The sequence below is a fragment of the Streptomyces odontotermitis genome (assembly GCF_050510915.1).
In the GTDB taxonomy this organism is placed as follows: domain Bacteria; phylum Actinomycetota; class Actinomycetes; order Streptomycetales; family Streptomycetaceae; genus Streptomyces.
Genome location: NZ_JBNJLS010000001.1, coordinates 265,724 through 287,878, shown reverse-complemented (window position 1 = coordinate 287,878; position 22,155 = coordinate 265,724). Strand labels below are relative to the sequence as shown.

The window sequence follows — 22,155 nt, the reverse complement described above, 5'->3', positions numbered from 1 at the left end:
GCCGCCCTCCTCGTATGCGCGCCGCAGGCGAACCCTCAGTCCTCGCCGAGGTACGCCTTCCGCACGGACTCGTCGTGGAGCAGGTCCTGTCCCGTTCCGGAGAGGGCGATGCTGCCGACTTCCATGACGTGGCCGTGGTCGGCGAGCGAGAGCGCGGCCTGGGCGTTCTGTTCGACGAGGAGGATCGTCGTGCCCTGGGACTTGAGCTCGCTGATCGTCTGCATGATCTTCTGCATCATGATCGGGGAGAGGCCCATGGAGGGTTCGTCGAGCATGAGCAGTTTGGGCTGGGACATCAACGCCCGTCCCATGGCGAGCATTTGCTGCTCGCCACCCGATAGGGTCCCGGCGGCCTGCTTCCTCCGTTCGCCCAGGATCGGGAACAGGTCGTACGCCCGCTGGATGTCCTTCTCGATGCCCGCCTTGTCGTCGCGCAGGTAGGCGCCGAGTTGGAGGTTTTCGGTGATGGTGAGGCGGGGGAAGATGTGTCGGCCTTCGGGGGAGTGGGCGAGTCCGAGGGCGACGATCTTGTGGGCGGGTATCCCTGTGAGGGGCTGTCCCTCGAAGGTGATCTTCCCTGACGAGGGCTTCAGCAGCCCGGACAATGTCCGTAGCGTCGTCGTCTTGCCCGCGCCGTTCGTGCCGATGAGGGTGACGATTTGGCCTGCTTCGACGCTGAAGGAGATGCCTTTGACGGCTTCGATCTTGCCGTAGGCGACCCTGAGGTCCTCGACTTCCAGGAGTGCGGTCACAGGGTCTTTCCTTCCGAACCGGTGTTGCTCTCCGCGGAGTTGGCGGAGTTCGCGGCGTCCGCCGCTTCGGCATCCGCCTCCGCTGCTTCGACTTCGGCGACCTCGGCGTCTCCCGGCGCGCCCTCGAAGGGGGTGCCGAGGTAGGCGGCGACGACGCGTTCGTCGGCCTGGACGACTTCGGAGGTGCCTTCGACGAGTTTTTCGCCTTGGACGAGGACGGCGACGCGGTCGCAGAGGTTGAAGATGAAGCGCATGTCGTGCTCGATGACGAGGACGGCGATGCCTTGGTCTCGTATGGAGAAGACCAGTTCCTCGGTGGCGCGCGTCTCTTGGGGGTTCATTCCCGCGGTGGGCTCGTCAAGGAGAAGCAGCCCCGGCTCGCTCGCCAGTGCCCGTGCGATCTCAAGCTTCCGCTGCTCGCCGTACGGCAGGTTCCGGCTGAGATGGTCGGCCTTGTGGGCGAGACCGATGAACTCCAGGAGCTCCATGGCGCGCGCATGCGACGCCGCTTCTGCTTTCTTGAAGCCGGGGCCGCGCAGCAGCGCGGACCACAATCCCTCTTTGGTCCTCGTGTGGCGGCCGACGAGCACGTTTTCCAGGACGGTCATGTTGGCGAAGAGCCGGATGTTCTGGAAGGTGCGGGCGATGCCTGCGTTGGTGACGAGGTGGGGTTTGGGCGGGAGGACGGTTCCTTTGTAGGAGACCTTGCCTTCGGTCGGGACGTACAGCCCGGTGAGGCAGTTGAAGAAGGTGGTCTTTCCCGCTCCGTTCGGCCCGATGAGGCCGACGATTTCGCCGCTGTTGACGGTGAGGTCGACGTTGCGTACGGCGGTGAGGCCGCCGAAGCGCATGGTGACGCCGCTGGCGTCGAGGACGGTGGTGGCCGTGGCTGTAGTCGTCATGGTGGTCACGCCCCCGCCTTGGTGGCGCCGACGGTGTCTTGCGGCAACCGCTGTTCTGGTACGTCGAGTTGGTCGGTCTCGTGGTATTCGAGCTGGGCGCGCTTGTTGGCGACGAGTCCTTCGGGCCTAAAGCGCATGAGCAGGATGAGGGCGAGGCCGAAGAGGAGGAGCTGGTAGTCCTCCAGGAATTCCAGTTTGGCGGGGATGAGGTAGAGCAGTGCGGCGCCGATGAGGGGGCCGCTGACGGTGCCCATGCCGCCGAGGATGACGGCGGCGAGGAGGAACGCGGAGTTGGGGGGCACGGTGTTGGCGAAGAGGTACTGCTCGGGGGTGATGCTGTAGGAGACGTGGGCCTGGACGCTGCCGGCGAATCCGGCGAGGGTGGCGCCGAGTGCGAAGGCGATGAGTTTGACGCGGAAGCCGTTGATGCCCATGGCGGTGGCGGCTGTTTCGTCTTCGCGGATGGCGACCCAGGCGCGGCCGATGCGGGATTCTCCGGAGCGGCGGAAGACGAGGACGACGACGGCGGTGAAGAGGAGCATCAGCAGGTAGTAGTTGGCGGGCCTGCTGAGGGTGAAGCCGAGGACGTCGTGTTCGAGGCCGAGGTTGTATCCGAAGATTTCGAGGTCGGGGATGTTGGGGATGCCGCGGGCGCCGTTGGTGACGTTGGGGCCGGAGCTTCCGCTGAGGTTGTTCATGGTGATGCGGAAGATCTCACCGAAGCCGAGGGTGACGATGGCGAGGTAGTCGCCGCGCAGCCGCAGGGTGGGGGCGCCGATGATGACGCCGAAGGTGAGGGAGGCGGCGGCGCCGGTCAGTACGGCGGCCCAGAAGGGGAATTGGACGCCGATGGTGGAGTCGGGTGAGCCGGAGACGAGGGCGGCGGTGTAGGCGCCGACGCCGAGGAAGGCGACGTATCCGAGGTCGAGGAGTCCGGCGAGGCCGACGACGACGTTGAGGCCGAGGGCGACGGTGGCGAAGATCAGGATGTTGACGCCGATGAGGGCGTAGGAGGAGTCGCTCTGGGTGAAGGGGAACATGGCCGCGGCGACGATGGCGGCGGTGAGGGTGACGTTGCGGTGTTTGGTGGTGAGTGTGTTGAGGCGGGGGAGGAGTCCGGCGCGGGCGAGTGCGGTGGCGCCGAAGGCGGTGGTGATGAGGAAGCCGATGAAGAGTTCGGAGTATGCCTCGATGCCGTAGGCGAAGACGTAGAGGCCGATGCCGAACGCGACGGCGATGACGAGGATTTCGAGCCAGGCGGGGAGTTCCTTGGCGCGCCCCGGGCCGGGTGCCTTGAGGCTGTGGCGGAAGCGCTGCCAGGGGGTGTTGGTGTCTTCGTCGGCGGGCAGGTCGGAGGGGAGTCCGAGGGCGCCGATGAAGGCGATGAGGGCTCCGATGCCGGAGATCCAGGCGCCGGGTTCGAGGTTGACGACGCCGCCGAGGTGTTCGGAGATGGCGCCCATGGTGTAGCCGGTGGTGCCGAGGACGCCGAGGGTGAGGAGGACGACGGGGCTGTTCTTGCCGCCGGGGGTGAGCCAGTTCAGGCCGCGGATGCCGTAGCCGGAGAGGGTGAAGAGCAGGGTGAGGGCGGCGCCGGTGAGGGTGACGACTTGGAGGCCGCCGGGGTAGCCGCTGATGGTGAGGTCGCCGGGGAAGGCGTCGGTCCAGGTCCAGGCGAGGAAGGTGCCGATGAGGGCGATCGCGGAGCCTGCGAGGACGGCGATGCGGGCGGGGCCTTCGGGCAGGGGGAGTGCCGAGGTGGGCGTGGCCGCGGGGGTTTTGGTGTGCTGTGTGGTCATGGGTATCACGCCCTGTCCGCGACGCGTTCGCCGAGTAGCCCTTGGGGCCTGAGCAGGAGGACGAGGATGAGGAGGGCGAAGGCCCAGACGTCCTTCCAGGAGCCGCCGCCGAACTGTTCCATGCCGGGGACGTCGGCCATGTAGCCGGTGGCCAGGGCTTCGGCGACGCCGAGGACGATGCCGCCGAGCATGGCGCCGTAGATGTTGCCGATGCCGCCGAGTACGGCGGCGGTGAAGGCTTTGAGGCCCATGATGAAGCCCATTTTGAAGCCGACTTGGCCGTTGTGGAGGCCGTATCCGACGGCTGCGACGGCGGCGAACGCGGCGCCGATGGCGAAGGCCATGACGATGATGCGGTCGGTGTTGATGCCCATGAGCTTGGCGGTGTCGGGGTCTTGGGCGGTGGCCTGCATGCCGCGGCCGGTGCGTGTCTTGTTGACGTAGTAGGCGAGGGCGAGCATGCAGAGGGGGGCGGCGATGATGATGAAGAAGTCGCCGCGCTGGATGTCGGCGCCGAGGATGTGGACGGGGTCGCCTTCGAACTGCGGGAAGGAACGGTCCTTCTTGGCGTCGGGGTACCACTTCCAGACGGCCTGCTGGAGCAGGATGGAGAGGCCGATGGCGGTGATGAGGGGGGCGAGGCGGGGGGCGCCGCGCAGGGGCCGGTAGGCGAAGCGTTCGGCTGCGGTGCCGACGGCGACGGAGCAGATGACGCCGCCGATGATCATGAGGGGGATCGCGGCGAGCAGGGAGAAGCCGGCGGGGAGCCAGAGGTAGATGGTGAGGGCTCCGAAGCCCCCGATCATGAATATCTCGCCGTGGGCGAAGTTGATGAGCTGGACGATTCCGTAGACCATCGTGTAGCCGATCGCGATGAGTCCGTACATCGCGCCGAGGATGAGTCCATTGGCCAGCTGTTGCGGCAGTTCGTGCACCGCAGGGCCTCCGTTGGGTGTCGGATAAGGCACCGCGCGGGAGCGCTCTTGGCGCTCCCGCGCGGCCTTGATCAGTGGAGTGCTGCGTGTGCGGTCAGCTGAGGGGCTTGTACGCCTCGTAGAACTTGGGCGTCCACTTGTTGCCCTTGATCTGGTAGGCGGTCATCATCGTGTTCGTCGTGTCGCCGTACTTGTCGAACGAGACCTTGCCGGTGACGCCGTCGAACTGGACCTTGCTCATGGCTTCGAGGACGCCTGCGCGGTCGGGGGTCTTGCCTCCGTCGGCGGCGAGCTTGACGGCCTGGATGATGGACCAGGTGGCGTCGTAGGTGCCGGCGCCGTAGGTCTCCATGTCCTCCTTGTACGCCTTGTTGTAGTCCTCGATGAACTTCTTGGCGGAGGGGAGCTTTTCGACGGGGGCGCCGACGGAGGTGCCGAGGTCGCCTTCGGCCTTCTTGTTGATCTTCGGGAACTGCTCGCTCTTCATGCCGTCGCCGCCCATGAGCGGGATCTTGGCGCCGCTCTCCTTGAGCTGCTGGCTGAGCGGGGCGGCGGCGGGGTACTCGCCGCCGTAGTAGACGGCTTCGGCGCCAGTGCTCTTGACCTTGCCGGCCACGGACTTGAAGTCGCGGTCTTCCTGGTTGACGTGGTCGGAGCCGACGATCTTGCCGCCGATCTTCGTGTACGTCGCCTTGAAGGACGCGGCGAGGCCGGCGCCGTAGGTCTTCTGGTCGTCGATCAGGTAGACCTTCTTGATCTTCGCCTTGGTGTAGAGGTACTGCGCGGCGAACTGGCCCTGGACCTGGTCGGTGGTGGCGGTGCGGAAGAAGGTCTTGAAGGGGCGGGCCTTCTTGCCGGTCTTCCAGCCGTTGCCCTGGGTGAGCTCGGTGCCGGTGTTGGCCGGGGAGACCTGCGTCAGTCCGTTGTCGTTGAAGGGCTTCTGCATCGACTGGGAGACGCTGGAGTTCAGCGGGCCGACGACGCCGAGGACGTCCTTGTTGCTGATGAACTTCTGGGCGTTGGTGCCGCCGACGGAGGGCTGGCCCTGGTCGTCCTGGGGGTCGAGCTTGAAGGTCACGCCGTCGACGAGCTTCTGCTCGTTCGCCTGCTTGACGGCGAGTTCGGCGGAGTTGCGCATGCCGATGCCGAGCGCGGAGAGGTCACCGGTGAGGGGCGCGTCGAAGCCGATGACGACGGTTTTGCCGCCTCCGTTGTCGCTGCTCTTGTTGTCGTCGTCGCGCGACCCGCAGGCGGTGAGGGTGAGTGCCCCGGTGGTCAGCACCGTGGTGAGGATGAGCACGGAACGGTTTCGCACGATTGGTCCTTTCCCTGGCGCGGCGCCCTCGCTTGGTGGAGGGGCCGTTGAGATCGCCGGGCCGTACTGGTGGTGGTACAGGGCCGTGCAATTCAGTGTGCGCCCGGCGGCGCGGTGACTGGCGGTGACTCTAAGCGCAGGTGGAGGGCGCGGGGAGGAGCTAGGGGAAGGATGTGACTTTCTTGTTATCCGAGGTGAAACGGGGGTGGTGCGCGGCGGGCATGGCGGGCCTCTCCTGTCGACGCCCGTGTTTCACGTTGTGAGAACAGCCAGTTCCGCTAAGGGGCTTGAGGGGATCTTGGTGCTGACATCGGCCGGCGTGGAGGGGGCGCGGAACGGCCTCGTCCGGAGTGGGGCGGGGTGGTTGCGCGGGGGTGCGCGGGGTTGCGCGCCGGAGTCCGGCGGATGGCGCGCTTGTTACGCAGAGTGAGAACTGGCCGGTTCTGAGGGGTTCCAGGGGTTGCCGGAGTGCGGCCCGTTGCGGTTGCGCTCGATGCAGGCCGCCGAGACCTGACGGTCGATCAACTTCCTTGCGGCGGCGAGTCCGTGGCGTTTGCGCTCGGCCTTCGCGGCGGAGACGGCGGCGACGAGGATGTTGTTCTCGCCGTTGGAGAGGCCCTTTTGCATGTAGTCGCGGCCGGAGTTCGGTGCGTCGACGAGGACTTGCTTGGCCCAGTAGGCGACTTTGTTGGTGCAGATCTGCGCCGGGGACGTCGTGTGCGCGGACGGTTTCGGCGTGGCGGTGGCCGCGGAGTGCGAGGTGCCGCTGTCGCAGGCGGTGAGCGCGGCGGGCAGGGCGAGCGCGGTGGTGAGGGCGGCGGCGAGGGTCCACCTCGTCCGGCGTGGCGCTCGCTCCCCTTTGGTCCCCGTGCGGTTCCTCTTGGCCCCCATGGCGCGAAGGTAGCGATCGCGGGCGAGGGGCGGCAAGAGCCGTGCGGGGCGCACAAGTTGAGGGGTGCGCCCCGCTTCTCGGCGGGGGCCGGGTCAGGCGATGGCGGTGGTGGCTCCGCCCGTGGGGGCGTCGCGCAGCAGGCAGGTCAGGCGGGCGCTGCAGACCCGCTTGTCCTGCTCGTCGGTGATGACGATCTCGTACGTGGCGGTGGAGCGGCCGCGGTGGACGGGGGTGGCGACGCCGGTGACGAGGCCGGAGCGGGCGCCGCGGTGGTGGGTGCAGTTCAGGTCGACGCCGACGGCGAGCTTGGTGATGCCGCCGTGGAGCATGGAGCCGACGGAGCCGAGGGTCTCGGCGAGGACGGCGGAGGCGCCGCCGTGCAGCAGCCCGTACGGCTGGGTGTTGCCCTCGACGGGCATGGTGCCGACGACGCGGTCCGCGGACGCCTCCAGGATCTGGATGCCCATGCGGGTGCCGAGGTGGCCCGCGGAGAAGAGGGCGGGCAGGTCGACGCCGAGCGCGGCGTACTCGTCGATGACCTCTTGCGGGAACTTCACGTGGTGCTGCTCGCCCATGGGGCCCGGCTCCGTTCGTCGTCCTGACTGCGGTGGCCACCGTTGGCCACCGTTGACCGAAGTCGCTGAGCAAACGCTCAGTCGGTTGCCGATTGTTCCAGGCGGACGACGACGGACTTGCTGGCGGGGGTGTTGCTGGTGTCGGCGGTGGCGTCCAGCGGCACCAGGACGTTGGTCTCCGGGTAGTAGGCGGCGGCGCAGCCGCGGGCCGTCGGGTAGTGCACGACGCGGAAGCCGGGGGCGCGCCGCTCCACGCCGTCCTGCCACTCGCTGACGAGGTCCGCGTACGAGCCGTCGGCGAAGCCTAGGGCGGCGGCGTCGTCGGGGTGGACGAGGACGACCCGGCGGCCGTTCTTGATGCCCCGGTAGCGGTCGTCGAGGCCGTAGATGGTGGTGTTGTACTGGTCGTGGGAGCGCAGTGTCTGCAGCAGCAGGCGGCCCTCGGGGACCTCGGGGAACTCCACGCGCGCGGCGGTGAAGTTGGCCTTGCCGGTGGTGGTGGGGAAGCGGCGTTCGTCGCGCGGGGCGTGGGGGAGGGTGAAGCCGCCGGGGTGGGCGACCTTCTTGTTGAAGTCCTCGAAGCCGGGCACCACGCGCGCGATGCGGTCGCGCACCGTCGCGTAGTCCTTCTCGAACTCCTCCCAGGGCGTGGCCGATTCGGGGCCGAGGACGGTGCGGGCGAGGCGGCACACGATGGCGGGTTCGGACAGCAGGTGGGGGCTCGCGGGCTCCAGGCGGCCGCGGGAGGCGTGGACCATGCCCATGGAGTCCTCGACGGTCACGAACTGCTCTGTGCTTTTCCCGTTCGGGCCGACCTGGAGGTCGCGCTCGGTGCGGCCGAGGGTAGGCAGGATCAGGGCGCGTGCGCCCGTGACGGTGTGCGAGCGGTTGAGTTTCGTGGAGACGTGGACGGTGAGGCGGGCGCGGCGCATCGCGGCTTCGGTGACGTCGGTGTCGGGGGTGGCCGCGACGAAGTTGCCGCCCATCGCGAAGAAGACCTTCGCCTCGCCGTCGCGCAGTGCGCGGATGGCCCGTACGACGTCCAGGCCGTGGTGGCGGGGCGGGGCGAAGCCGAACTCCTTCTCCAGGGCGTCGAGGAAGGCGGGCGCGGGCCGCTCGAAGATGCCCATGGTGCGGTCGCCCTGCACGTTGGAGTGGCCGCGCACGGGGCAGACGCCGGCGCCGGGGCGGCCGATGTTGCCGCGCAGCAGCAGGAAGTTGACGACTTCGCGGATCGTCGGCACGGAGTGCTTGTGCTGGGTGAGGCCCATGGCCCAGCACACGACGGTGCGCTTCGAGGCGAGGACCAGCCGCAGGGCCTGTTCGATGCGGTCCCGCTCCAGGCCGGTCGCGGCGAGCGTCTCGTCCCAGTCGGCGGCGCGGGCGGCTTCGGTGAACTCCTCGTAGCCGTGGGTGTGTTCGCGGACGAACTCCTCGTCCACGGCGCCTTCTGTCTCCAGGATGAGCTTGTTGAGGAGGCGGAAGAGTGCCTGGTCGCCGCCGAGGCGGATCTGCAGGAAGAGGTCGGTCAGGGCGGTGCCCTTGAGCATGCCGTGCGGCGTCTGCGGGTTCTTGAAGCGCTCCATGCCCGCTTCGGGCAGCGGGTTGACCGTGATGATCTTCGCGCCGTTGTTCTTCGCCTTCTCCAGGGCGGAGAGCATGCGCGGGTGGTTCGTGCCGGGGTTCTGTCCGGCGACGATGATCAGGTCCGACTTGTAGAGGTCTTCGAGGGAGACGCTGCCCTTGCCGATGCCGATGGTCTCCGTGAGCGCGGAGCCGGACGACTCGTGGCACATGTTCGAGCAGTCGGGGAGGTTGTTCGTGCCGAGCTCGCGGGCGAACAGCTGGTAGAGGAACGCGGCCTCGTTGCTGGTGCGGCCCGAGGTGTAGAAGACGGACTCGTCCGGGCTGTCCAGGGCGGCGATTTCCTCGGCGACGATGTCGAAGGCCCGCTCCCAGGGGATCGCCTCGTAGTGCTCGGCGCCCTCGGCCAGGTACATGGGGTGGGTGAGGCGGCCCTGCTGGCCCAGCCAGTAGCCGCTGCGCGTCGCGAGGTCGGCGACGGGGTGCGCGGCGAAGAAGTCGGGGGTGACGCGGCGCAGGGTGGCCTCTTCGGCGACGGCCTTCGCCCCGTTCTCGCAGAACTCGGCGGTGTGCCGGTGCTCCGGCTCGGGCCAGGCGCAGCCCGGGCAGTCGAAGCCGTCCTTCTGGTTGACGCGCAGCAGCGTGAGCGCGGTGCGGCGCACGCCCATCTGCTGCCGGGAGATCTTCAGGGCGTGGGCGACGCCGGGCAGGCCCACCGCGGAGTGCTGCACCTCGCTCACCTGCGGCGCGTCCTGGACCGGATCACCCTTGGGCGGCTTGCTTGCCATGGTCGGCTCCTCCTCGAGCGCCTGCGTGAGGTACGTCTCCGATCCTCCCACGCACCGCCGACAGCGCCCGGGTCAGGTCGCGTGGGGCCGGACTGTCAGTGGGGTCTGGCAGGATCGGACCCGTGGCAGAAACAGCATCGAAGAAGAAGTCCGAGTCCGCGACGAAGACCACGGGCGGTGACCGTCCGCGCCTGCTCCTGATGGACGGGCACTCCCTGGCGTACCGGGCGTTCTTCGCGCTGCCCGCGGAGAATTTCACGACGGCGACGGGCCAGCCGACGAACGCGATCTACGGCTTCGCGTCGATGCTGGCGAACACGCTGCGCGACGAGGCGCCCACGCACTTCGCGGTGGCGTTCGACGTCTCCCGCAAGACGTGGCGCTCCGAGGAGTTCAGCGACTACAAGGCGAACCGCTCCAAGACGCCCGACGAGTTCAAGGGCCAGGTCGAGCTGATCGGCGAGCTGCTGGACGCGATGCACGCGCAGCGCTTCGCGGTGGACGGTTTCGAGGCGGACGACATCATCGCGACGCTCGCCACGCAGGCCGAGGCGGCGGGCTTCGAGGTCCTGATCGTCACCGGCGACCGGGACTCCTTCCAGCTGATCACCGACCACGTGACGGTGCTGTACCCCACCAAGGGCGTCTCCGAGCTGACGCGTTTCACCCCGGAGAAGGTCCAGGAGAAGTACGGGCTCACGCCCAGCCAGTACCCCGACTTCGCGGCGCTGCGCGGCGACCCGTCGGACAACCTCCCGGGCATCCCCGGCGTCGGCGAGAAGACCGCCGCGAAGTGGATCAACCAGTTCGGTTCGTTCGCGGATCTCGTGGAGCGCGCCGAGGAGGTCAAGGGCAAGGCCGGGCAGAACTTCCGCGACCACATCGAGGCCGTGAAGCTGAACCGCCGGCTCACGGAGATGGTGCGCGACGTGGAACTGCCCAAGTCCGTGGACGACTTGGCGCGCGCCCCGTACGACCGCAAGGCCCTCGCCCTGGTCCTGGACACCCTGGAGATCCGCAACCCCTCCCTGCGTGAGCGCCTGCTGGCGGTCGACCCGGGCGCGGAGGAGGCGGAGGACGCCGCCCCGGTGGCCGACGGCATCGAGCTGGACGGCACGGTGCTGGGCGGCGGTGAGCTCGCCCCGTGGCTGGCCGAGCACGGCAAGGCGGTCCTGGGTCTGGCCACGGTCGACACCTGGCAGCTCGGCACGGGCTCCGTCACGGAGGTGGCGCTGGCGGCCGCCGGGGGAGCGGCGGCCTGGTTCGACCCGTCGTCGCTGGACGAGGCCGACGAGAAGGCGTTCGCCGCCTGGATCTCCGACGCGAAGAAGCCGAAGGTCCTGAACAACGCCAAGGGCGTCATGCGGGTCTTCGCGGAGCACGGCTGGAGCGTCGACGGCGTCACCATGGACACCGCGCTCGCCGCCTACCTGGTCAAGCCGGGCCGCCGCTCCTTCGCCCTGGACGCGCTGTCCCTGGAGTACCTGGGCCGTGAGCTGGCCCCCGCCGCCGCGGCCGACGGCCAGCTGGCCTTCGGTACGGAGGAGGACGACCAGGCCGAGGCCGAGTCGCTGATGCTGCAGGCCCGCACGGTCCTGGACCTGGGCACGGCCTTCGGTGAGCGGCTCCAAGAGGTCGGCGCGGCCGACCTGTTGGCGGACATCGAGCTGCCGACCTCCACGCTCCTGGCCCGCCTGGAGCGGCACGGCATCGCGGCCGACCGCGCCCATCTGGAGTCGATGGAGCAGCAGTTCGCGGGCGCCGTGCAGCAGGCCGTGAAGGAGGCGCACGCCGCGGCGGGCCACGAGTTCAACCTGGGCTCGCCCAAGCAGCTCCAGGAGGTCCTCTTCGGCGAGCTGAACCTCCCCAAGACGAAGAAGACCAAGACCGGCTACACCACGGACGCCGACGCCCTGGCCTGGCTCGCGGCGCAGACGGAGAACGAACTCCCGGTGATCATGCTCCGCCACCGCGAGCAGGCGAAGCTCCGGGTCACCGTCGAGGGCCTCATCAAGACGATCGCGGCGGACGGCCGCATCCACACCACGTTCAACCAGACGGTGGCGGCGACGGGCCGCCTCTCCTCCACCGACCCCAACCTCCAGAACATCCCGGTGCGCACGGACGAGGGCCGTGCGATCCGCCGCGGGTTCGTCGTCGGTGAGGGCTTCGAATCCCTCATGACGGCCGACTACAGCCAGATCGAGCTGCGCGTCATGGCGCACCTCTCCGAGGACGAGGGCCTCATCGAGGCGTTCACCTCCGGTGAGGACCTGCACACCACGGTCGCCTCGCAGGTCTTCGGAGTGGAGCGCTCGGCGGTCGACGCGGAGATGCGCCGCAAGATCAAGGCGATGTCGTACGGCCTGGCCTACGGCCTGTCGGCGTTCGGCCTCTCCCAGCAGCTGAACATCGACGCGGGCGAGGCCCGGGCCCTGATGGACACGTACTTCGAGCGCTTCGGCGGGGTGCGCGACTACCTGCGCCGCGCCGTCGACGAGGCCCGCGCCACGGGCTACACGGAGACGATGCTGGGCCGCCGCCGCTACCTCCCGGATCTGAACAGCGACAACCGCCAGCGCCGCGAGATGGCCGAGCGCATGGCCCTGAACGCCCCGATCCAGGGCACGGCGGCGGACATCGTCAAGATCGCGATGCTGAACGTGGACCGTGCCCTCACCAAGGCGAAGCTCACGTCCCGCATGCTCCTCCAGGTTCACGACGAAATCGTCCTGGAGATCGCACCGGGGGAGCGCGAGCAGGTGGAGCAGATCGTCCGCAAGGAGATGGCGGGTGCGGCGGACCTCAGGGCCCCGCTGGACGTGTCGGTGGGCGTGGGCCAGGACTGGGAGTCGGCGGCCCACTGACGATCAAGGCCGGGCGGGCGTCTCTCAGCCCGTCCGGCGTTTGAGGACGAGGCGCGCAGCGCCGACAGGGGGGGGCAAGGGGGCGAAGCCCCCCCCATAACCCCGCCCCGGAGCGGGGCCCAGGCGCGAAGCGCATGGTTTCCGGGAAGGGGCGGGTTCGGGGATCAAGAAAGGCCAGCTCACCCAGGTGGCCCCCGCCCCCGAGCCCACCCCCCGCACCCCCGTCCACGATGACCGCATGGGCATACACCCGCGCCATTGGCGCACCCCCGTGGCCGCAGCCCTGACCTCGGCCCTGCTCACCCCTGTACCCCTGGCGACCGCCGCAGCCGCGAGCACGGGCCAGGGCACCCAGGGATCCGCTCTCGCAGCCCCCTGCACGGCGGCCAAGGACCCCACCCTGGCCAAGAACCTCTCCCGGGACCTCAAGGCGGCCCTCGCCCACAGATCCGGCACCGTCTCGGTCTCCCTCCACGACGACCGCACCGGCCTCACCTGCGACCTCTCCGGGCAGCGCCGCTACGACGCGGCGAGCGTCGCGAAGGTCCTGATCCTGGAGACCGCCCTGCGCCGCGCGGAGTCCTGGCGGCGCAAGCTCACCGGCTGGGAGCAGCGCAACGCCCGCCCCATGATCACGCGTTCGGACAACGGGGCGGCCTGGCGGCTCTGGACCGACCTGGGCCACACCACGCTCTCCCGGTTCCTGCGCCGCGTCGGCACCACCGCCACCACCCTTGGCCACGACGGTTACTGGGGCCTGACCCGGACGACGGCCGCCGATCAGCTGCGCCTCCTCGGCGTGCTCACGGGCGCCCGTGACGTGCTGCGCGCGAGCTCACGCGCGTACGGCCTGAATCTGCTGAGCCAGGTGCGGCGTGACCAGCGCTGGGGGGTGCCCGCGGGCATGCCGCGCGGCATCACCGCGCACCTGAAGAACGGCTGGCTGCCGCGGGCCACGCACGGCTGGCGGGTGCACAGCGTCGGCGCGTTCACCGGGGGCGGCCGCACCTACCGGCTTGCGGTCCTCTCCCACGACAACCCGACGATGGCGTACGGGGTGCGGACCATCGAGCGGATCGCGCAGGCGGTGCACCGCGCGCTGAACAAGGGCCGTGCGGCGGGCCAGGGGCTGACTCCGCCGAGCGAGATCAGTGAGATTCCCGACGGGTCGGTTCCGGACACTTCGTCACCTCTTGGGGACAACCCCGAGCCGTAACCGTGGCATTGCCCGTAGCGTGCGACGGTGACCTGGCCAACCGGTTAAAAACGGGCACGATGGGGTGCCTGGGCGCCGAAAGTTGACGTAGTGTCGCCTGGGTCGCCGTATGGGGCGCACGCGTGTGCGGGCGGCGGCGGGCCAAGGCGTCGGCGGGAGGGGTGCACGGACATGGCGGCGGTATTCGGCAGGCGGCTGCGCAGGGGCGCGGTGACGACCGCGGTGGCGGCCGCGGCGGTGGCGGCGCTCGCCGCGTCGCAGGCACCGGGCGTGACGAACACACCCCGCGACGAGCGGGCCACGTCCGAGTCGACGCCCCCGCCCGGGGAGGACTCCGCGACGGGCAACTCCCCGTACTACACGGACCTTCCGCCCCTGAACACCACGCCGTCCAACCCCGTCATAGGCGACCCCGCCACCGGCGGCCGCGACCCCGAGGCGGGCCTGCCCGCGACGCTCCTCGACGCCTACAAGAAGGCCGAGGCGTCCCTCGCCGAGTCGAAGCCGGGCTGCCGGCTGCCCTGGGAACTCCTCGCCGCCATCGGCAAGGTGGAGTCGGGCCAGGCGCGCGGCGGGCGCGTCACCAAGGACGGCACGACGCTCACGCCGATCCTCGGCCCGGTCCTGGACGGTAACGGCTTCGCGAAGATCACCGACACCGACGACGGCGCGTACGACGGCGACAGCACGCACGACCGCGCGGTCGGCCCCATGCAGTTCATCCCGTCGACGTGGAACACCTGGGCGCAGGACGGCAACGGAGACGGCAAGAAGGACCCGAACAACATCTACGACGCCGCGCTCGCCGCGGGCCGCTATCTGTGCGCGGACGGCCGCGACCTGTCCACCGGGCCCGGACTGCACGCGGCGATCCTCAGCTACAACCACTCGCAGGAGTACCTCACCACGGTCCTGACGTGGCTGGAGTACTACCGCAAGGGCACCCACGAGATCCCCGACGGCACGGGCGGCCTCCCGGACGACGGCGACCTCTCCGGCGGCGGCGCGAGTGCGAAGCCCACCCCCACGCCGACCCCGAAGCCCACCAAGCCGAGCGGGAAGCCGAGCGGCAAGCCCAGCGGCAAGCCGAGCCCGAAGCCGGGCGACTCCGGCAAGCCCGGCGGCACCCCGACCCCCAAGCCCACCCCGCCGAAGCCGGGCGGCGGCGGCTCCGAGACCCCCACGCCGAACCCGACGCCCACGCCCACCGAGTCGGTGGCCCGGCTCAAGGACGGCGGCACCGGCAAGCTCACCGCGCAGGCCGGCGACGCCTTCGCGGAGCGCGTCGCGGTGCGCGCGGAGCGGGCCTCGGGCACGCCGGTGGCGAAGGCCAAGGTGAAGTTCGCGATCGTCGGCGACACCGACGCGCGCTTCGCGGGCGGTGCCACCAGCGTCACGCTCGCCACCAGCGCCACCGGCCGGGCCACGGCGCCGGAGATCAAGGCGGGCGAGAAGACGGGCGAGTTCACCGTCCGGGCCACCGTCGTGGGCCGCTCGCTGCCCGGCCTCGACTACAAGGCGACGGTCACCGAGCGGCAGGCCGACGCCCTCGCGCGGACCGGCGACAAGGCGCTGACCTGTGTGCCCGGCGGCACCTTCGCGGACCAGGTGGAGCTCAAGGCGACCTACAAGGGTGAGGCCGCCGACGGCGTCGCGGCCACCGCCACGTTCGTCGCCTCGGCGGACGCCGACGCGGCGGCCGCCGCCAAGGGCCCCTACTTCAAGGACGCGGACGGCAAGCCGGTGCGCACCCTCAAGGGCCTGAAGACCGACAAGGACGGCGCGCTGCTGCTGCCGAAGATGTACGCGGACGACGCGGCGGGCACGTACTTCCTGCGCGTCACCACGGCGGGCGGCGCCACGGCCACCGTGGAACTGAAGGTGGCCGCTGCCTGAGCCGAACACCCTTGGGGACCGCCCTCGTTGCCGCACCCGGCAGCGGGGGCGGTCCGCTGTGTGCAACGTGTTCTCATCTCGCCCCGGCGTTGCTACGGTGCCCGCCCTGACGACCTATCAGGTTCCGTGTTCACGCCGTAACGGGAGGCCCGCATGCGTGCCCTCATCGCCGCCGCCACCGGCCTCGTGGTCGCCCTCGCCCTGATCTTCACGATCACGGCCCTCGGGGCGCCTCCCGGCGAGACGTCACCGAAGCCGCTGCTCACCACCGTCCCCAAGCACCCGTAGGGAGGGCCCCAGCGTGCGCCGCAAGGCCAGCCTGATCCTGCTCGCGTTCGCCGTGTTCTTCACGGCCCTGTCCCCGCTGATGCGGTGGTACGCCTTCCCGCGCCTGGCGAAGATCCCGCCGAACCAGTACCAGAACGCCGTCCTGGAGGCGAAGAACCCGACCCTCATCGACTACGCCTCCATGAAGGCGAAGAAGGTCCCCAAGGTCACCATCGTGCAGACCCTCAAGGGCAACGTCGAGGAGTCCGAGAAGGTCGAGAAGACCGCGGGCCGCGACGTCGTCGTCTGGGACGCGCTCTCCTATGTGGTCGACCCCCAGGGCAAGATGGTCTCCAAGATCCCCGAGCGGTACATCTTCGACGCCCACAGCCAGGCCCCCGTCCACACGAACACCGAGGCCGTCGACGGCGACACCGTCAAGCGCGAGGGCATCGAGTTCAAGTGGCCCTTCCTGACGGAGAAGCGGGACTACGAGTACTTCGACGCACAGGCCCGCGTCACCAAGCCCATCCACTACAAGGGCACCCAGAACTTCCGCGGCCTGAAGGTCTACTACTTCGAGCAGACCATCCCGTGGACCAAGGTGCCCTACCCCAAGACGATGCCGATCAAGGGCGTCAACGCGAAGTCCCTCACCGCGTCCGGCACCACCCGCTGGTACAGCACCGTCCGCAGGTTCTGGGTCGAGCCGACCACGGGTGCGCCCGTCTACGGCGAGGAGATCCAGAACAACGAGCTGCGCGGCGGCTCCCTCCTCGGCGGCCGGGACAAGGTCACCGTCTTCAAGGGCCACGTGAAGATGCGCGAGGACTACATCAAGGACGTCGTCGACCAGGTCAAGTCCCAGCGCGTCCTGGTGCTCCTGCTCACCTCGTACCTGCCCTGGGGCTTCCTGATCCTCGGCATCCTGCTCCTGGCCCTGTCCCTGTGGCTGGAGGCCCGCAGCCGCAGGCCGGGCGAGCCCACCGAGAAGGCGGACCACGACCCGGAGCCGGAACCCGTCAACGCCTGAGGACCGAACGCCCAAGTGCGGCCGCCCCGTTAGGCGCGGCCGCCCTGTTGAGCCTGCTGACGTGCCTTCGTGTGCCGGGTCGGCTCGGCGGTCGCCGGGTCGTCCGGCCACGGGTGCTTCGGGTAGCGGCCGCGCAGCTCGGACCGCACCGCCCGGTACCCCTCGCGCCAGAACGACGCCAGATCGGCGGTGACGGCGGCCGGGCGGCCCGCCGGGGACAGCAGATGCACCAGAAGGGGCACCCCGCAGACGCGCGGCGTCTCCTGGAGACCGAACAGCTCCTGCAACTTCACGGCCAGAACGGGCTGTTCGGGGGTGGCGTAGTCGATCCGGATCCTGGACCCGCTCGGCACCTCCACCCGCTCCGGCGCCAGCTCGTCCAGGCGCGCCGCGTCCCCGGACGCCCACGGCAGGAGCCGCGTGAGCGCCTGCCCCGCGTCGATGCGCCCCAGGTCGGCCCGGCGCCGCGCCCGCGACAGCTCCGGCTCCAGCCACTCGTCCACGCGCGCGTGCAGCGCCTCTTCCGATACGTCGGGCCAGGGCGCCCCCACATGGTGGTGCAGGAACGCCAGCCGCTCCCGCAACTCCCGCGCCCCGCGCGACCAGTTGAGCAGCCCCGTCCCCTCCTCCCGCAACCCCTCCAGGAGAGCTGCTCGTACGAGGGCGGGGTCGGGGTCCGCCAGCGGGCGCACCGCCAGCTCGACGGCGCCGAGCCGCTCCACGTGCCGGGCCACGAGGGCGCCGCCGTCCCAGGCGACCTCGTCGCGGTCCTCGTGCAGTGAGGCGGCCGCATCCCGGGCCACGTCCTCGTCGATGTGCCCGGCGAGCTGCACGCGCGCGTGCCCGGCGCCCACCGGCCGGTCGGCCACGGCCACGGCGACCCACGCGGCGCCGCTGAGCCCGGAGCCCGAACGCACCTCCGCGCGCGTGCCGTTGACCATCAGATACGTCCCGTCCCGCTGCGCCTTCGCCACCCGCTCGGGGTAGGCGAGGGCGGCCACGAGCCCGGCGGCCTGGTCCTCGCCCAGGCCGGGCCGGCCGTCCCCGCCGCCGGGAACGGCCGAACTCAGCCGCCGCACCTCGGCCCGCCAGCGCGCGGCGTACCCGTCCCCGCCCCGCCGGGCGGCCCGCCACGCGGTGGCCAGGTCGTCCCCGTACTCCCGTGGCGGCTCCTCGCTCAGGAGGGCCACCACCTCCGCCGCCCGCCGCGCACCCACGACGGGCGCCGCGTCCAACAGGGCCCGCGCGAGCCGGGGATGGAGCCCCACACGGGCCAGGCGCGTGCCCCGCTCGGTGACGCGGCCCGACGCGGCGTCCACCGCGCCGACCGCCGCCAGGACGGAGCGGGCCGCCGCCAGCGCACCGGCGGGCGGCGCGTCCAGCAGGGCGAGCCCGGAGGCGTCGGGAGCGCCCCAGCACGCCGTCTGCAGCGCGAACGCCGTCAGATCGGCCACCTGGATCTCCGGCGCCGGAAAGGCCGGGAGCCGGACGTCCTCGGCCTCGGCCCAGCACCGGTAGACCACGCCCGGCGCCTCCCGCCCGGCCCGGCCCGCCCGCTGCCGGGCCGCCGCCCGCGAAGCCCGTACGGTCGTCAGCGCGCTCAGCCCGCGCGCGTGGTCCACACGCGGCTCCCGCGCCAGGCCCGCGTCCACGACCACCCGCACCCCGGGCACCGTCAGGGACGATTCGGCCACCGACGTCGCCAGGACCACCCGCCGCCCCGCCCCCGGAGCGAGCACCGCGTCCTGCACGGCGGCCGGCGCCCGCCCGTGCACCTGGAGCACCTCGACGTCCCCGAGGCCGCCCAGCTGACCGGCCACGCGCGCGATCTCACCGACGCCCGGCAGGAAGCACAGCACGTCGCCGTCCCGCTCGGCGAGCGCCCGCCGCACCACCGACGCCACATGCGTCAGGAGCGCCGGGTCGACGCGCATCCCGTGCGGCGGCCGCACCGCGCGCGGAGGCGGCGCCCACACCACGTCCACCGGGTGCGCCACCCCCTCGGCCTCGACGACCCGCGCACCTCCGAGCAGCCGCGCCCAGCCCTGCGCGTCGGTCGTCGCCGACGCCGCGACCAGCTCGAGGTCGGGCCGCAGCGTCTCCCGTACGTCCCACAGGAACGCCGTGGCCGTGTCCGCGTCCAGATGCCGCTCGTGCACCTCGTCCAGGAGCACGGCATCCACGCCGCTCAACTCCTGGTCCCGCTGCAGACGTTGAAGGAGCACACCGGTCGTGACGACCTCCACGCGCGTGCGTGGACCCACGGCCCGCTCGCCGCGCACCGTGTACCCGACGCGCTCGCCCACCTTCTCGCCGAGCAGCCACGCCATCCGCCGCGCCGCCGCCCGCGCGGCGATCCGCCGCGGCTCGGCGACGACCACACGGCGCTCGCCGGCGCCCTCCTGCGGCCCTTCCAGGAGCCCGGCGAGGACGAGCGGCACCAGCGTCGTCTTGCCGGTGCCGGGCGGCGCCACGAGCACCGCGGCGCCGTCCGCGTCCAGGGCCGACCGCAGCGCGGGCAGCGCGGAACGGACGGGGAGGTTCAGCAGAGCATCGCGCGGCCGGCCGGTCACGCCCTCAGTCCCGCACGCAGACGAAGATCGCAGTCCCGGGGATCAGGTTGCCGCGCAGCGGCGACCAGCCGCCCCACTCCTGGGTGTTCCACGCGGGCCACTGCGGCTCCACGAGATCGACGAGCCTAAAGCCCCCGGCCACCACGTCCCGCACCCGGTCGCCCACGGTCCGGTGGTGCTCCACATAGACGGCGTTGCCCTCGTCGTCCTGCTCCACATAAGGAGTGCGGTCGAAGTAGGACGCCGACACGGAGAGCCCCTCGGGGCCCGGCTCGTCGGGGAACGCCCAGCGGACGGGGTGCGTCACGGAGAACACGAACCGGCCGCCGGGCCGCAGCACCCGGTGCACCTCTTTGAGGACGAGCACCGGATCCGCGACGAAGGGCAGCGCTCCGTAAGCCGAGCACGCCAGGTCGAAGGAGCCGTCGCGGAACGGCAGGACGCCCGCGTCGGCCTGCACCAGCGGCACGCCCCCGCCGATGCGCAGCGCGTGCTGGAGCTGGCGGTGCGAGAGGTCGAGCGCCACCGGGCGCGCGCCCTGCGAGGCCAGCCAGCGCGAGCACTGCGCGGCCCCCGCGCCGATCTCCAGGACGTCCTTGCCCTTGAGGTCCTCGGGCGGGCCAAGCAGCTCCGCCTCCACCTCGTCGAGCCCTTCGGGGCCCCACACGAAACGGTCGTCCCCGAGGAACGTGCCGTGCTCGATCTGGTACTCGTCCGCGTTCCGGTCCCACCAGCCGCGATTGGCGCGACTGCTCTCGGTGACACCTGCGTCACGCCGCGTGGCTTCCGGCTCGGTCGGCTCGGTCGGCTCGGACTCTTGGATGATCGGCTCCATCGTCGTAATCTTCCGGTCCACAGAGCGCAGTGCGGCCCATGTGGCCTCATGTAACAAGTTTTGTGCCGGGTATGCGGTGGTCCGCCCCCGGGTGTGCGCCTTCGCGCATTGACCCTGTCCGGCAGCCCCCGTATGCTACAAGTTGCGCTGCGAGCCTGCGTTCCTCAGACATAGCAGGCTGCGCTCGCGTCTGTTGTATGTCCCCTCGGTTGTCGAGGCGCCATCCTGGATCTTCAGGTCGGCGCTTCCTAGGCTGTCCGGCTTCTGCAGAGCGAAACGGGCTCCGGCGTAAGCAGTACCTACGACTTCAATGTCCGTACCGGAGCCCTTTCCCACATGACGAGCAGCACCGAGACCACCGCCACCACTCCGCAGGTAGCGGTCAACGACATCGGTAACGAGGAAGCCTTCCTCGCCGCGATCGACGAGACGATCAAGTACTTCAACGACGGCGACATCGTCGACGGCGTCATCGTGAAGGTCGACCGGGACGAGGTCCTGCTCGACATCGGTTACAAGACCGAAGGCGTCATCCCCAGCCGCGAACTCTCCATCAAGCACGACGTCGACCCGAACGAGGTCGTCGCCGTCGGTGACGAGATCGAGGCCCTGGTTCTCCAGAAGGAGGACAAGGAAGGCCGCCTCATCCTGTCCAAGAAGCGCGCTCAGTACGAGCGTGCCTGGGGCACGATCGAGAAGATCAAGGAAGAGGACGGCATCGTCACCGGTACCGTCATCGAGGTCGTCAAGGGTGGTCTCATCCTCGACATCGGCCTCCGTGGCTTCCTGCCGGCCTCCCTTGTCGAGATGCGCCGCGTCCGCGACCTCCAGCCTTACGTGGGCAAGGAGCTCGAGGCCAAGATCATCGAGCTGGACAAGAACCGCAACAACGTGGTCCTGTCCCGCCGTGCCTGGCTCGAGCAGACCCAGTCCGAGGTCCGCCAGACGTTCCTCACGACCCTGCAGAAGGGTCAGGTCCGCTCCGGCGTCGTCTCCTCGATCGTCAACTTCGGTGCCTTCGTGGACCTGGGTGGCGTCGACGGTCTCGTCCACGTCTCCGAGCTGTCCTGGAAGCACATCGACCACCCGTCCGAGGTTGTCGAGGTCGGCCAGGAAGTCACCGTCGAGGTCCTCGACGTCGACATGGACCGCGAGCGCGTCTCCCTGTCGCTGAAGGCCACGCAGGAAGACCCGTGGCAGCAGTTCGCCCGGACCCACCAGATCGGTCAGGTCGTCCCGGGTAAGGTCACGAAGCTCGTTCCGTTCGGTGCGTTCGTCCGCGTCGACGAGGGCATTGAGGGTCTGGTCCACATCTCCGAGCTGGCCGAGCGCCACGTGGAGATCCCGGAGCAGGTCGTCCAGGTCAACGACGAGATCTTCGTCAAGGTCATCGACATCGACCTCGAGCGTCGCCGGATCTCGCTGTCCCTGAAGCAGGCCAACGAGTCCTTCGGCGCCGACCCGTCGGCCGTCGAGTTCGACCCGACCCTGTACGGCATGGCCGCGTCCTACGACGACCAGGGCAACTACATCTACCCCGAGGGCTTCGACCCCGAGACCAACGACTGGCTCGAGGGCTTCGAGACCCAGCGCGAGGCTTGGGAGACCCAGTACGCCGAGGCGCAGCAGCGCTTCGAGCAGCACCAGGCCCAGGTCATCAAGTCCCGCGAGGCCGACGCCCAGGCGGCGGCCGAGGGCGGCGACGCCGCCGGTGCGGCTCCGGCCGCGGGCGGTCAGGGTGGCGGTTCGTACTCCTCCGCGGAGTCGGACGACAACTCGGGCGCGCTGGCCTCGGACGAGGCGCTTGCCGCGCTTCGCGAGAAGCTCGCGGGCGGCCAGAGCTGAAGCTCTAGCCAGCAGTAGCTGAACGACGCTGTGGGGCCCCACCTCTTCGGAGGTGGGGCCCACGGTGCGTTGGGCACAAGG

16 protein-coding genes are annotated in these 22,155 nt (G+C 70.2%); 6 read left to right on the top strand and 10 right to left on the bottom strand.

The annotated features are described in order from the left end of the window. Positions 1-35 precede the first annotated feature (35 nt). From ACQB60_RS01375 to ACQB60_RS01340, 8 genes are all read right to left on the bottom strand, one after another. Entirely contained in the window at positions 36-752 is a 717-nt protein-coding gene (locus ACQB60_RS01375) for an ABC transporter ATP-binding protein (RefSeq protein WP_496923932.1), read from the bottom strand. Continuing rightward, positions 749-1,663, bottom strand: a complete 915-nt coding sequence (locus ACQB60_RS01370; RefSeq protein WP_496923931.1) for an ABC transporter ATP-binding protein — start codon at positions 1,661-1,663, stop codon at positions 749-751. The genes ACQB60_RS01375 and ACQB60_RS01370 overlap by 4 nt, the downstream gene beginning before the upstream one ends. Continuing rightward, positions 1,660-3,453, bottom strand: a complete 1,794-nt coding sequence (locus ACQB60_RS01365; protein WP_496923930.1) for a branched-chain amino acid ABC transporter permease — start codon at positions 3,451-3,453, stop codon at positions 1,660-1,662. Before ACQB60_RS01365 ends, ACQB60_RS01370 begins: the two co-directional genes overlap by 4 nt. 5 nt (positions 3,454-3,458) lie before the next feature. Beyond that, positions 3,459-4,388 (bottom strand): branched-chain amino acid ABC transporter permease, encoded by a 930-nt coding sequence (locus ACQB60_RS01360; protein ID WP_384843467.1) that lies wholly within the window; start codon positions 4,386-4,388, stop codon positions 3,459-3,461. A gap of 94 nt (positions 4,389-4,482) precedes the next feature. Next, on the bottom strand, positions 4,483-5,688 hold the full coding sequence (locus ACQB60_RS01355) for a branched-chain amino acid ABC transporter substrate-binding protein (protein ID WP_384843780.1): 1,206 nt from the start codon (positions 5,686-5,688) through the stop codon (positions 4,483-4,485). Positions 5,689-6,120: 432 nt separating this feature from the next. Then, on the bottom strand, positions 6,121-6,594 hold the full coding sequence (locus ACQB60_RS01350; protein ID WP_496923929.1) for a hypothetical protein: 474 nt from the start codon (positions 6,592-6,594) through the stop codon (positions 6,121-6,123). Between the two features lie 93 nt (positions 6,595-6,687). Then, positions 6,688-7,170: a PaaI family thioesterase gene (locus ACQB60_RS01345; RefSeq protein ID WP_496923928.1), complete on the bottom strand. Its 483-nt coding sequence runs from the start codon at positions 7,168-7,170 to the stop codon at positions 6,688-6,690. A gap of 77 nt (positions 7,171-7,247) precedes the next feature. Beyond that, on the bottom strand, positions 7,248-9,542 hold the full coding sequence (locus ACQB60_RS01340) for an FdhF/YdeP family oxidoreductase (protein ID WP_496923927.1): 2,295 nt from the start codon (positions 9,540-9,542) through the stop codon (positions 7,248-7,250). A gap of 122 nt (positions 9,543-9,664) precedes the next feature. On the opposite strand from ACQB60_RS01340, the gene polA reads away from it, so the two are divergent. From polA to pgfA, 5 genes are all read left to right on the top strand, one after another. Further along, entirely contained in the window at positions 9,665-12,409 is a 2,745-nt protein-coding gene (gene polA / locus ACQB60_RS01335; RefSeq protein ID WP_496923926.1) for a DNA polymerase I, read from the top strand. A 238-nt stretch (positions 12,410-12,647) separates the two neighbouring features. Next, positions 12,648-13,625 carry a serine hydrolase gene (locus tag ACQB60_RS01330; protein ID WP_496923925.1) on the top strand — a complete coding sequence of 326 codons (978 nt, stop codon included), beginning with the start codon at positions 12,648-12,650 and terminating at the stop codon, positions 13,623-13,625. A gap of 171 nt (positions 13,626-13,796) precedes the next feature. Beyond that, positions 13,797-15,521 (top strand): lytic transglycosylase domain-containing protein, encoded by a 1,725-nt coding sequence (locus ACQB60_RS01325; RefSeq protein WP_496923924.1) that lies wholly within the window; start codon positions 13,797-13,799, stop codon positions 15,519-15,521. A 153-nt stretch (positions 15,522-15,674) separates the two neighbouring features. Continuing rightward, on the top strand, positions 15,675-15,809 hold the full coding sequence (locus ACQB60_RS01320; RefSeq protein WP_496923923.1) for an SPW_0924 family protein: 135 nt from the start codon (positions 15,675-15,677) through the stop codon (positions 15,807-15,809). Positions 15,810-15,822: 13 nt separating this feature from the next. Then, the gene (gene pgfA, locus ACQB60_RS01315) at positions 15,823-16,821 is read left to right on the top strand and encodes a cell envelope lipid trafficking protein PgfA (RefSeq protein ID WP_496923922.1); all 999 of its coding nucleotides are present in this window, start codon (positions 15,823-15,825) and stop codon (positions 16,819-16,821) included. A gap of 29 nt (positions 16,822-16,850) precedes the next feature. On the opposite strand, the gene hrpB is transcribed toward pgfA, so the two are convergent. Continuing rightward, positions 16,851-19,394 (bottom strand): ATP-dependent helicase HrpB, encoded by a 2,544-nt coding sequence (hrpB, locus tag ACQB60_RS01310; RefSeq protein WP_496923921.1) that lies wholly within the window; start codon positions 19,392-19,394, stop codon positions 16,851-16,853. Between the two features lie 4 nt (positions 19,395-19,398). Beyond that, positions 19,399-20,229 carry a class I SAM-dependent methyltransferase gene (locus tag ACQB60_RS01305; RefSeq protein ID WP_496923920.1) on the bottom strand — a complete coding sequence of 277 codons (831 nt, stop codon included), beginning with the start codon at positions 20,227-20,229 and terminating at the stop codon, positions 19,399-19,401. A gap of 336 nt (positions 20,230-20,565) precedes the next feature. On the opposite strand from ACQB60_RS01305, the gene rpsA reads away from it, so the two are divergent. After that, positions 20,566-22,074, top strand: coding sequence for a 30S ribosomal protein S1 (rpsA, locus tag ACQB60_RS01300; protein ID WP_384843495.1), 1,509 nt, complete (start codon positions 20,566-20,568; stop codon positions 22,072-22,074). The last annotated feature ends 81 nt before the right edge of the window (positions 22,075-22,155 follow it).